10 protein-coding genes are annotated in these 12,732 nt (G+C 27.7%); 1 reads left to right on the top strand and 9 read right to left on the bottom strand.

The annotated features are described in order from the left end of the window. Window positions 1-40: 40 nt before the first annotated feature. Window positions 41-1,252 (bottom strand): enhanced intracellular survival protein Eis, encoded by a 1,212-nt coding sequence (eis, locus tag Q3304_RS06490; RefSeq protein ID WP_407813891.1) that lies wholly within the window; start codon window positions 1,250-1,252, stop codon window positions 41-43. Between the two features lie 416 nt (window positions 1,253-1,668). Here eis and Q3304_RS06485 point away from each other — a divergent pair, with 416 nt between their 5' ends. Beyond that, window positions 1,669-2,301, top strand: coding sequence for a CatB-related O-acetyltransferase (locus Q3304_RS06485; protein ID WP_407813892.1), 633 nt, complete (start codon window positions 1,669-1,671; stop codon window positions 2,299-2,301). Between the two features lie 164 nt (window positions 2,302-2,465). On the opposite strand, the gene Q3304_RS06480 is transcribed toward Q3304_RS06485, so the two are convergent. The 8 genes from Q3304_RS06480 to asrA form a co-directional block, all read right to left on the bottom strand. Continuing rightward, window positions 2,466-4,466, bottom strand: coding sequence for an FAD-dependent oxidoreductase (locus Q3304_RS06480; protein ID WP_407813893.1), 2,001 nt, complete (start codon window positions 4,464-4,466; stop codon window positions 2,466-2,468). A 257-nt stretch (window positions 4,467-4,723) separates the two neighbouring features. Then, window positions 4,724-5,593 carry a radical SAM protein gene (locus tag Q3304_RS06475; RefSeq protein ID WP_054270689.1) on the bottom strand — a complete coding sequence of 290 codons (870 nt, stop codon included), beginning with the start codon at window positions 5,591-5,593 and terminating at the stop codon, window positions 4,724-4,726. Between the two features lie 101 nt (window positions 5,594-5,694). Next, window positions 5,695-6,555: an alpha/beta hydrolase gene (locus tag Q3304_RS06470; protein WP_054270690.1), complete on the bottom strand. Its 861-nt coding sequence runs from the start codon at window positions 6,553-6,555 to the stop codon at window positions 5,695-5,697. Between the two features lie 221 nt (window positions 6,556-6,776). Then, window positions 6,777-8,795, bottom strand: coding sequence for an FUSC family protein (locus Q3304_RS06465; protein WP_407813894.1), 2,019 nt, complete (start codon window positions 8,793-8,795; stop codon window positions 6,777-6,779). A 272-nt stretch (window positions 8,796-9,067) separates the two neighbouring features. Beyond that, window positions 9,068-9,844, bottom strand: coding sequence for a formate/nitrite transporter family protein (locus Q3304_RS06460; RefSeq protein ID WP_054270692.1), 777 nt, complete (start codon window positions 9,842-9,844; stop codon window positions 9,068-9,070). Between the two features lie 60 nt (window positions 9,845-9,904). Continuing rightward, window positions 9,905-10,873, bottom strand: a complete 969-nt coding sequence (gene asrC / locus Q3304_RS06455; protein ID WP_054270693.1) for a sulfite reductase subunit C — start codon at window positions 10,871-10,873, stop codon at window positions 9,905-9,907. Window positions 10,874-10,885: 12 nt separating this feature from the next. Continuing rightward, window positions 10,886-11,677 (bottom strand): anaerobic sulfite reductase subunit AsrB, encoded by a 792-nt coding sequence (asrB, locus tag Q3304_RS06450; RefSeq protein WP_054276977.1) that lies wholly within the window; start codon window positions 11,675-11,677, stop codon window positions 10,886-10,888. Next, entirely contained in the window at window positions 11,678-12,685 is a 1,008-nt protein-coding gene (asrA, locus tag Q3304_RS06445; protein ID WP_054270695.1) for an anaerobic sulfite reductase subunit AsrA, read from the bottom strand. Window positions 12,686-12,732 lie beyond the last annotated feature (47 nt).

Raw genomic sequence — 12,732 nt, 5'->3', positions numbered from 1 at the left:
CATATACTATGACACAATCCCAGGTAAATTTTAAAATTTATTAAAAATAGTCTGAGAAGTATGGATTTTCACGCTCAATAAGATTTTCTAATAAACAGACTATATCTTTATCACAAATAATCCGTTTTATTTTATGAAGATACGTTGGTCTTTTATAGCCAAGTAACATAGTTGTAAGTGTTTGTATATCAAGCATTAAATCAACCTTATTACCACCAACAGTTAAGATACCTTTCCCATCTTTAGAAACATTTAGTGTAAATACTCCTGTATTCCAATCTAGTAAAGGGTCTTTCAACTGAAAAACTAATTTTACATCACTTTCTTGTCTCTTAAATGGGTATTGACTTATAAATTGTTCTATGTCAACAATTCTTCCCATAAAATATGGTTTTATATTTTCTTCAATATCTCCATCTTCAAGTAAAAATGCCAATGGTTCATCTGTATATGTATTGCCAACTACTTTATTTATCATTGAAAAGTGAGCACTTATAAAATTCCATAATCCTATACGTGCTTCTTCTTCTACAAATACCATCTCTTTAATATAGAATATTTCTTCAGAAATCCAATACAATACATAACCTTGTGCGTTATGATTTTTATCATAATAAATAGCACAAGTCAGTTCTTCTAAATCCCAACGCCAGTATTCTTCCCAAGCTAGTTCACTTCTAATCATGCACGCATGGTTCATTTTAGAAAAACGTTCATAGACACTTCGTATATCTTTATGTTCTATGCTTGCACGTTTAACTTCTCCTGAAACAACTTTTGTTTTTGGTAATTGAGTATCCTTAATTTCAAAAGATATTTTATCGGATATTATTTCCCATCCCTTACGACGATAGTATGGAATTGAATATGGAAATAAGTAAGATATAGATTGTTTTCTTTCTCGCATATCTGCTAATGCTTGTCTCATTAATTTATCCATAAGACCTAGATTAGAATATTCTGGATATGTTCCAACACCAGTGAGACCACCCATATCATATTCTTTACCAAATATGTTGATTTTAAATGGATAAACGGCTATTTGAGATACTAGTTTATCTTCATCAAACCAACCAAGCACATCGGCTTGTCTTAATACAGGTAATTTAGCAAGTGTTATTTCTCTTTCTTCCCAACCAACTTGTTGTAAATCATGGTTTGTCACTTGAAATACATAACGTAACAATTGATTGAATTCTTGTAAATGCTTAGTTTCTACATTCTTCATTTCGAGTCTCTCTAGTCGACTCATAATAAAACCTCCTAAAAATAAGTACATATAAATACTATCTATTTACTTAACATAGATAATAAGTTTATACAAATACTAAGTTAATATTTATATAATCATAATTCTACCATACACAAGATATTATAGTCAAATTACTATTAAAAATTAAGTATATATAAGATACTCGTATAATTCAAATTAAAAATTATTTTTTATTTAATCTATACTAAGTGGTTGCAAGTTTTATGGTCTTGATATATAATCAATTAAATATACAATTGTTATAAAATGTTATATAGTCAAAAGTCTGTTTTTAAATATCAAATATATGGATTTAAATTTAAATATAAATGCTATTTAAGGAGTGATTCTGTGAAGAGATGTATTGCAATAACGGAATAGTCAAACATAACATATTATAAAGGAGAGATTTAAACATGACTATTCCAAATTCAAATAAAATATACCCAAGAAGTAATGATTATCAAACTGTATACCTTAAAAATATAATCACAAAAGAAAATATAGAAGTTGGAGATTATACAATATATAATGACTTTTATAATGCCCCAAGAGATTTTGAGAAAAACAATGTATTATATCATTACCCAATAAATAACGATAAATTAATAATTGGTAAGTTTTGCTCAATAGCATGTAATTCAAAATTTTTAATGACTAGTGGAAATCATACAATGAAATCACAGTCTACTTATACCTTTCCTATCTTTTATGAAGAATGGGGCTTAGATGTCTGCCATATAAAAGATGCATGGGACAATAAAGGCGATATTGTAATTGGAAATGATGTATGGATAGGGTATGATTCCATAATTATGTCAGGAGTACATATTGGTGATGGTGCAATTATTGGAACAAGAGCAGTAGTTACTAATGATGTTCCACCATATTCTATTGTTGGAGGCATACCTGCAAAAGTCATAAAAAAAAGATTTAGTGATGATACAATTTCAAAGTTATTAGAAATTAAATGGTGGAATTGGCCATACAAAAAAATTCAATCAAATATTGATTATATCCAATCAGGAGATATTGATAAATTAGTTTAATATTTGATGACTATTTATATTAAACTTAATTTTAGTTATTATCTTTATAAGAGATTATTTAGAGCTATTGTATTGCCTTTAATACATAAAAAAATAAAATAGTATTAAAATTCATAATCAAAAAGTAAAGTAACTTTATACAAGGTTACTTTACTTTTTATTACCTATAAAAGATTTAATTTTTCTAATATTGTTATTATATTTCTTCCTTCCCTAACCCCATCTATTATTCTTCTAGCAACTTTGCTATCTCCTATGTTTAAAATTTCCACATTTCTTGGTTCAAAATACTCCTTTAAATCACTTAAAATTGGATTATTAGAACTCATACCTAAGCATATAAATCCGTAATCAAAATCTAGCAAAAATTCTTCTTCATCTTTCTTTACTTTAAAAGTATTTTTCCCAACTTCTAATAATCGTGTATTTGTATATACATCAACATTGTAATCTTTTAGCATTTTATCCATTGTCACCTTTGTTATAGGGTCTAAATCTTTTCCTACTACTGGCAACATCTCAACTATACAAGTTTTAGCCTTATTTTCTGAAAAGAATTCTACAACATCTAATCCAACAGCTCCTCCTCCTATAACAACTACTTTCTTAGCTCTCAAATCTTCCGTTTTGAAAGATTCTATATCATCAAACAGTTTGAATATGGAACTTACATTTTCTCCTTCTCTATCTATTCTATCCAATAAGCCAGTTATTGGAGGAATCAATGGTCTTGAGCCTGTAGCATTTACAATTATGTCAGGCTTTAAATTTTCCAAAAACTTAATATCAGCTTTTGTATTTCTAAATATAATTAAATTTTTTAATTTATTAACTCTTTGTGTCAAATACTTTGGAAAATCGTGTATTCTCATTTTATCTGGAAAAGTCGATATTACTTTAGCAAGTCCTCCTATCTCTTCTTTTTCTTCTACGAGAAATACATTGCATCCCACTTCTGCTGCTGTTGCTGCTGCTTCAAGACCAGCCGTTCCTCCTCCTATAACAACTACATTTGTTTTTTTGTTTACCTTTCTTTGTGTATATTCTTCTCCATTTATTAAATCTGGATTTACTGTACATCTAATAGGTCTATTTGAGCCAATCCTATTACCTGCACATCCTATATTACATGAAATACACTTTCTTATTGAATCTTCTTTTCCATTTTGTACTTTTTCAACCCAATTAGAATCAGCTATGAGACCTCTACCAATACCTATAAAATCTGCTTCACCATTTTCAAGTATTTTTGATGCTATTTCTGGATTTCGTATATTTCCTGTTACTATAGTTGGTCTACCAAATTTTTCTTTAACTGCTTTAGATATGTATGAACGCCATCCATCTTCCAGTGTCATCTTATCTATTTGAAATTGTATAGAATCATTTAATGCTACTGATACATTGTATATATCCACTTCTTCATCTAAATATTCTAGAACTTTTAGAGTATCAGCCAGAGTATTTCCTTCTTCCATAAATTCATCAGCACTTATTCTTAAAGATATTGGAAATAATGGACCTACCTCTTCTCTAACTTTATCAATCACTAGTTTTGCAAATCTACTTCTATTTTCAATATTTCCACCAAAGTCATCAGTACGCTTATTATAAATTGGAGATAAAAATTGACTTATTAAGTATGAATGACCTGCATGTATCTCAACTGCATCAAAACCTGCTATTTGAGCCCTCTTAGCTGCCTCTCCATATTTTTTTGCGATATTTAAAATTTCTTCTATATCTAGTTCTCTAGGAATTGCTCCTCCTTTTTTTGAAGGTACATTTGAAGAAGATACAGGAACTAAACCATCTATCCTATCTGGCATAGCAGAAGCTCCTGAATGATTAATTTGTATTGCTACACATGTGTTATACTTATGTAGGGTCTCTGTTAATTTATATAAAGCAGGTATATATCTATCATGGTCTATTCTTATCTGCGTTGTTCCATTAGAACCTAAAGGGAAATCCACACAAGCATTTTCTACTATTATAAGCCCTGTTCCCCCTTTTGCTCTTTGTTCATAATATTTGATATGTTCATCTTTAAATTCTCCACTTTCACCACCAAAATTTGTCCCCATTGGTGGCATAACTATTCTATTTTTTACATTCATCCTTTTTATAGTTAATGACTCAAAGATATTTTGATATTTTTTCATTTCTATTCCTCCACACATTTTATATTTGCAATTTTTATAAATTAAATTTATGTATTTATTATAATGCTAAGAAATATATTAAACCAGTGCATGTTTTAATCATTATTAATAGATATTTTCTATGAATCATACTTATATCTTCTTACAAAAAAATCATGCTACATTAATAGTAAATGGCTATTAATGTAGCATAATTTTTTCAATCTAGACAATTTTAGCATTTTACTTATCAATCAATATGTATTGATAGGTAAAAACTACAACCTTCTATATTCTTCTCTTTTTAATTTTTGATTACTTAGATAGTAATCAATCTCATCAATTAAACGCTGCTTATCATCAGGTAATATACCTTTTAAGTTAACATAGTTAGATGCATGATTACTTCTAAATACAATTTTTTCACTGGCATCTATATTTTTTATCATCTCTTTAATTTCTTGTAATACAGCTTTATCTTCCAATATTGTAAATTCTCCTGCCTGAAGTAAATCATAAAGTTCAGTATTAGGTTCTACCATTAAACTAAGTACACCAACATAGTCTGGAGAAATTGCTCCTAACATTTTTCCAGTGTCAACTGCATGCTGATGTGTTTTTTTAGTTCCTCCAATACCTGCTATTACTGTAGATGATAATTTGATACCACTTTTTTTAACTTTTTTACCAACTTTTATTAATTGTTCACTATTAAATCCTTTTTTAATATCTTCTAATACATCATCATTTCCACTTTCAAGTCCTAAATAAATCATCTTAACACCAAGTTCTCTTAACTCTTTAAGTTCAGCATCAGATTTTTTCTCTATAGATTTAGGTGAGCCATATAAAGTAATTCTTTCACATTCTGGAAAAACTTCTTTTACATATAAGATTATATCTCTTAATTTCTCCATTGGTATTATCAATGCATCTCCATCTGCTAAAAATATTCTTTCTACATGTCTATAATGTCTTCTAAATATATCAATTTCATTTTTTATTACTTCTAATGGCTTTATTTTAAATTTTTTTGACTTGTACATGCTACAAAATGTACATTTGTTGTGAGAACATCCTAGTGTGACTTGTATTATAAGACTATAAGCCTCACTTGGTGGTCTATACAGTGGCATATCATATTCCATATTAAAATCCCCCTTGTAATCGAATCTTAATTCTATTATATTATATTATTAATATTTAATTAAAATAATACTTTATATAATTATAGACTTTAAATTTTAATTTAAGATATATTCTTTAAAAATTTAATAATACTATTAGCAGTAATATTAAGTTGCTTTTCTTGACTTATAATAGCATCGTTATCTCCTTTTTGTTTTCCATAATCTCCAAATTGTGCATGATTTCCACCTTCAATTTCAACATAAGTTGTATCATCAGGAAGTTTTTGTTTTGATTCTACAAGACTTTTAAAATTGACTACACCATCTTTACTTCCCCATATAGATATAACTTTTTTGCCTAGCTGTTTCAGCTCATCACCCATTGGATAAGAAGATAAAAATACAACTCCATCGATTAATTTATTATCACGTGCAAAATTTGCTGCTGCAACTCCTCCTAACGAATGGCCTCCTATTACCCAATGCTCTATATTGTTGTAAGAATCCATAACTTTCTGAGCTTTGTTGGTTCCAAGTAAGGCTATATTAAGTGGCATCTTTACAATTACTACCTCATATCCACTTTCTGCTATTTTTCTAGCAAGTGGTGCATAAGATTCTATTTCTACTTTAGCCCCTGGATAGAAAATTAAACCTTTTGAAACTTTTCTTCCTTTTGGTGTAAATGAAATATTTCCATTTACAGTTACCTCTACTTTACTATTACTAACCAAAGCTTCTTTTGCTAGTTTTTGAGGTTCATATGTTTTATTTATCCATATGAAAAAACCAAGTAAAATCAATACAAATAGTATACCTATTCCCTTGAATATTTTATTCTTTATATTAAGTTTTTTATTATTATTATTTTTATCATCTTTGTTTTCAACCTCATCATAAAGTAAAGGTCTCTCAAGTTCCATAGTTATACTAAATGTATCATATTTCTTATTACGCTTTACCTTTACATCTTTACTCATAAATCTAACCCCCATAATATTTGAATACTATTATAGTTTATCCTAAGTAAATTGTTTTTTCAACCAATGAAAAAAATCAATATTTTAACTATTTTCATACAAAATTCATAAATATATGTTTTTTGCTTTTTATATACTATTTTTTTAATCTTATATAAAATAAATAGTCATATACTTTATTCTAAATATATGACTATTTCATGGTTTAATTAAATCAATATCTATGCTGTTTCTTCTATTGAAACTCTAGTGATATCACTTATTCTATACATTTCGTTGACACCATTTAAAGTCTGTAGCAAATTTAGACAAATTATCTTGTCACCTATATTCTTAGAATTTTTAATACTTTCTAAGATTATCATTCTTCCTTCATCATACTTATCTGCATTGTAATTTGAAATATAATTAGTATCTCTCAATATTTTTTCTATATCTTCATCTTTAATTTTATTCTTATTAATATTTATATATAGATTATACATATTACTTATTAGTAATCTCTGATTTTCTAAAAAATCTTCTTGATATTTATCTTTATATATAGCATTTATCAACATAATTCTATCTTCAATAAGTGATGGTACCAATAATAAATTCTTTATGTAATAAGTATTAGTCACATTTTCTATAGAATTATTGACTTCATCAATTATATTTTTAACTATTCCTTTATACATGTCTATGACATGTTGATAACCAGTTTTAGCATCATATGGTAATATAAACTTATTTACTATTAATGCAATAATGGCTCCTAATGCCACATATGAAATCCTACTTATGGTTAAAACATTAGGGTCTCCCATAACTACTGCTGAGCCAAGAGCTGAAACAGTTACACACATCATTAATTTCCTGTAATCAACTACATAAGAGTTTATATATCCTGCTAAGAGAACTATTAATGACCTTAATGTACTATCTTTTATTATTGAAAATGAAACAATAAATATTATAGCTCCCACAAGTGTACCTTCTATTCTTTTTCTAGATCTTTGAATGCAATTTTCTGCATAAGGTTGTGTTAATGAGAACACAGTTAACATTATCCATCTCCCATCTCTTAAATGGAAATAGTCCATAATAAATCCAGCTATAGATGTAGCTAAAGCAATCTTTACTGCATAAGAAAATCTTATAGAGTTTAAATTGAAGTTTTTCTTGTATATTGATAGTCTTTTAAATTCCTTTGGTATCTTTGATTTTCTTTCAGCCTTTTTTTCATCTCTTGTTTTTACTTTTTTATAATCTAATAAAAATTCATATAAATTTTCTAACACATTATAAATTTCTTTTAAATTTATATTTTTAGTATCTTGAGCAATAACATAATCTCTAAATCCTAATATTTCTTTATCACTTATTGTATCTTTATTTTCTAAGCACATTTTAATATAGTTTACTTCTTTAAACCCTACAGTTAATACGTCTGCTTTACTATTGGTGTTACTTTCTTCTATAATATTTTTTATATCTTCATCCTCAAATTCTTTACTATCTGTCTTATATCTGTCCAGTATTAAATTTATTCTTTCTAATGAAAATAAAATATTTATTATGTCTATTCCTTTAATACTTATATAAAAGTCATCTTTTCTGTTATCAAAAATAACCATTTTAAGACTTTTGGATATAGAGTTTATTCTATAATTACAACTATCCATTTTTCTAATATGAGATTTATTTATAGAATTATCATCATTAATAATATTTTTTAAAAGACTAATTTTTTCTAACAGTTCATCACATATAGATATTAGTTCCTTATCACCAACGTTTTTCATTCTATTTCTGTTCATAACAAACTGGGCAATCATTATTGTAACTGCGCCAATAGCTAAAGCTGACAATCTCATAGGAAGTTCACTTATTCCTACAGGTATACTTACCATAAATATATACATTAGACCAAAAGGTACATATACTGCTCTTTTTAGGTCATAACTAAACACATATCCTATTATAAATAATGCTATAAAATTTAATAAAATTCCTAAATACATATTTTGTACTGCAAAAAATGATAATACTCCTAAAATTATATTTATTGCTAAATATTTTAGTAAATTTTTAATTGGAGAAATGGTTAAATCTCTTTCTAATAGTGTCAACATAGCCGTTACTATACCTACGCCTATTAGTGTATTCTTACTTCCAAATAAATATATAAATACAGAAATAAATGCTATTATAAAAATAAACATTTTTGTTTTTGATATTACCAGTTTTTTTGTCATCATATCCCCCCTAAAAATTTCAACAAGACCTATTTTATCACATTTGTTCCCTTATTCAAAATCGTCTTTTTTACGGAAGGATTCTAACTTTTATAAATCAATATATATATATAATTCATAATATCACACACTTTATTATGTATATATTCATATAAATTCACATGCTCCCATATGATTTTTCTTTCAAATATTTTTTCAAAAAATAAAAATAACTCTCTTAATAATACTGAAGTTATATTTATTAAGAGAGTTATTTTGTTTATACAATAAATTTATTTGAGTTTTTCTTTACCTAATATATAAGTACCCAACCCCATAAATAAAGCTCCTCCAACAATATTTCCAAGTGTAACAGCTACTAAATTATAAATAGCTCCTCCAATACTAACTGTTTTTATTGCTGATGAAAATAATGAAACACTATAAACTGTCATATTTGCTACACTGTGTTCAAAACCTGATGTTATAAAAGCAAATAAACATAAGAATATCATAATTATTTTTGCACTATCACTATTAGTTCTAAATGAACATAATACTGATACACATACTAGAATATTACATAAAATTCCTCTAAAGAAAAGAGCCATAAACGGCATGGAAGCTTTACTTGCTGCCGTATTCGCAAAAAATTCAGCTACAGGTCCTTTGTCTACTAGACCAGTTCCTACAAATATAAGACCTAAAATCAAAGCTCCAATTAAATTTCCTACCCAACTATATATCCATATCTTTGAAGTATCTTTTATACTTACACCTTTATTTAACATACCAGCCGACATAACCATATTATTACCAGTAAATAGTTCAGTCCCTGTCATTACAACCAAACTAAGTGCTATTGCAAATGATAATCCCATTACTATCTTAGTCATAGGTGAGCCTGCATCAGTTAAAAGTCCTCCAATAGTAAATATTAAAAGTATACCTATTCCTACATAAAGGCCCGCAAATGCAGAAGATACTAAATATTTTACTTTACTCATATTTAACAAATTTACTTTATTTATAGCTGCGTTAGTTAATTTATCCAAAGTTTCTTTATGCATAATTCCCTCTTCCTTCTATTTAATTTTTAATTTACTCAAACATGTATTTTAATTAATTTATTAATATTTAACACCACTCCAGTATATATTTTCATGCATCTTAGTTACTTCTGGAAGTTGAACTCCTTCAAGTGCCCACTTTTTAAACTCCATAAATCCTGTTCTATCAATTATATATCCTATATGCTCTTTTCCTCCTGGAGCATCTTTATCTATATACTTTTCTACATATTTATAAGTATTAAGTATTATCTTTATTATGCTATCCTCATCTGCCCATAAAAGAAAATCTTCTGCTAACCTAGGATTTTTCTTTCCTGTTCTGCCCATTATGGCTAACCTATAGTATTTTTTCTCATCTCTAGTCCATGCATTTGTTGGACAATTAAGCACACATTCTCCACATCCTATACACTTATCTCCATCTCTTACGACCTTATTATTTTCTGTTTTTAATGCTCCAACAGATATTTTAGAACATTTTTTTACACATGCTCCACAATTTACGCATCTATCTTTTTCATATACTGGTAAAGCCATACCAATAATTCCAAAGTCATTCATTCTAGCTTTTATACAATCATTTGGACATCCAGTTAAAGCCACTTTAAAATGTAAATCATTTGGGAATATTGCTTTTTCTATTCTTTTAGCAAATTCAGTTGTATTATATTGCGCTTTTGGACAGACCTTGTTTCCTATACATGCGGCTATATTTCTTGTTCCTGCTGCTGGATACCCTGCATTTTTCTCATTTTGATTTATATTCATTTTTTCAATGACAGGCTGTATAATTTTATTTATTTCTTCCATATCTTCCATATCTATCCCTAATATTTCAAAGCCCTGTCTTGTAGTTATGTGTATCTGACCATTACCATATTCACTTGCAATTTTAGAAACTATAGTTAAACTTTCAGGGTCAATAAGACCACCTGGTACTCTAACTCTTAAAGAAGTTTTATATTTTGTTTTTGTAATTCTATAAGCATTTTTCATTACTTTTTTAGTATTTAAATCTCTTATCACAAATTCCGCCCCCTAATCAATAAGATTTTTAGCATATGAATAATCAAATACTGGTCCATCTAAACATATATAAGTATCATCCATCTTACAGTGTCCACATTTACCTATTCCACAACACATTTTTCTTTCATAAGAAACCCAAATATTCTTTTCATCTAAATCTCTTTTTAAAAATTCTCCTACTGTAAATTTCATCATCATTGGAGGTCCAACTACAATTGCAGAAGTATTATTTATATCTTTTATATCCAATTCTGGTATGTATTTTGTTACTAATCCTACGTTTCCATTATATCCTTCATCCGCTCCATCTACAGTAACTAAGATATCAAGTTTTTCACTCCATCTTTTTAAATCTTCTGCAAATAAAACATCTTTTGGTGATTTAAATCCTACTATTAGTTTAAATTTTTCACATTTTTCTTTATTGTTATAAAAATATTCAACTATTCCTCTTACAGGAGCTAAAGCACTTCCTCCTGCCACTACTACAATTTCTCTTCCTTCATAAAGAGATACATCAAATCCATTTCCATAAGGTCCTCTTATAAAAAAAGAATCGCCTTCTTTATAATTAAACAACTCACTAGTAACTTTCCCTACATTTCTTATTGTAAAGTCAATATAGTCTTCTCCATACCCTGATACTGATATTGGACTTTCACCATATTTAGGTATAGATATCTCATAGAATTTTCCAGGCAATACACCTTTTGTATCGCAATTTACTCTAAAAGTCCATTCTTTATCAGTGTGTTTAGTTATATCTATTATTTTTGCACTTACTGGTATATATGAATTCATTTATATTTCCTCCTTACTAGTCACTAAATCATTTATTTTTTCTATACATTTTGAAAATGATATGTATTGTGGACAGGCATCATCACATCTTCCACATCCAACACACATATGATATCCAAATCTTTTTTTGAAATCATTGATTTTATGCATAGCTTTAAATCTCATTCTTTCACCTTGTTTTTTTCTAAAAGAATTTCCACCTGCTATATCTGTATATCCATCTACTTGACATGAAGCCCAAACTCTTCTTCTTTCACCTACGTTTTCATTTTCCTTATAAAAAATATCCTGCATTGTAAAGCATGAACATGTTGGGCATACAAAATTACATCTACCACATCCAATACATCTTGTATCATACTCATCCCATATTGAATTTCCTATCATTTCATTTGAATCAATATTCTCTGGTACATCTACAGAAATTAGATTCTCAGTTACATAATTAACATTAAATTCAGCTGGTTCTCCATTAAATACTTCAAATTCACTATCTTTTATATCTAAATATAGAGTATTTCCTTCTATATTTAGTCCAATTGAATAATTATCAGTTTTATTAGAATCCATACTTACACAAAAACAATTTCTAAAGCTTTCTTTGCATCCTACAAGTACAAACTTTACTTTATCCCTAATGTTTTTATAAAAATAGTCTTTTTCTTCTCCATTATTTAGATATATTTCATCAAGTCTCTTTATTCCATTTATGTCACAAGCTCTTAAGAAAATCAAAATTTTCTTATCGTCTAAATCGCTTTCCTTAAACTCTTTTTCAGTAAAATAAAATAAGACTTGATTTATAGGGAGTATCACTTCTTTTGGTGAGAAATTTGCCTTTTGAGCAAACTCCATTTCTTCGAAATCGTTTACCTCTTGGTATCTTATTATGTCAGTATCTGAAAAAGTACCTTTAAATGGTATTAAAACTGGTGCAAATATTTTGTAGTCTTTTTTTAGATGCTTCAGACCTTCATTGAATTTAGATGAATCTAATTTTAATTTCATTTTTATCACCTTTCTTATATTTTAATTTTACTTACTTGTTATCTTGT

This window comes from Clostridioides sp. GD02377, assembly GCF_045899875.1.
Lineage (GTDB): Bacteria > Bacillota > Clostridia > Peptostreptococcales > Peptostreptococcaceae > Clostridioides > Clostridioides difficile_A.
The sequence above is the reverse complement of the archived record's forward strand: the minus strand, read 5'-3'. Positions and strand labels throughout refer to the sequence as shown.

Excerpts from the sequence above, each read along its gene's own strand:
- eis (WP_407813891.1), bottom strand. The coding sequence starts at position 1,252 with ATGAGTCGACTAGAGAGACTCGAAATGAAGAATGTAGAAACTAAGCAT.
- asrB (WP_054276977.1), bottom strand. The coding sequence starts at position 11,677 with ATGAATTCATATATACCAGTAAGTGCAAAAATAATAGATATAACTAAA.
- Q3304_RS06460 (WP_054270692.1), bottom strand. The coding sequence starts at position 9,844 with ATGCATAAAGAAACTTTGGATAAATTAACTAACGCAGCTATAAATAAA.
- Q3304_RS06485 (WP_407813892.1), top strand. The coding sequence starts at position 1,669 with ATGACTATTCCAAATTCAAATAAAATATACCCAAGAAGTAATGATTAT.
- Q3304_RS06470 (WP_054270690.1), bottom strand. The coding sequence starts at position 6,555 with ATGAGTAAAGATGTAAAGGTAAAGCGTAATAAGAAATATGATACATTT.
- asrA (WP_054270695.1), bottom strand. The coding sequence starts at position 12,685 with ATGAAATTAAAATTAGATTCATCTAAATTCAATGAAGGTCTGAAGCAT.
- Q3304_RS06465 (WP_407813894.1), bottom strand. The coding sequence starts at position 8,795 with ATGACAAAAAAACTGGTAATATCAAAAACAAAAATGTTTATTTTTATA.
- Q3304_RS06480 (WP_407813893.1), bottom strand. The coding sequence starts at position 4,466 with ATGAAAAAATATCAAAATATCTTTGAGTCATTAACTATAAAAAGGATG.
- Q3304_RS06475 (WP_054270689.1), bottom strand. The coding sequence starts at position 5,593 with ATGGAATATGATATGCCACTGTATAGACCACCAAGTGAGGCTTATAGT.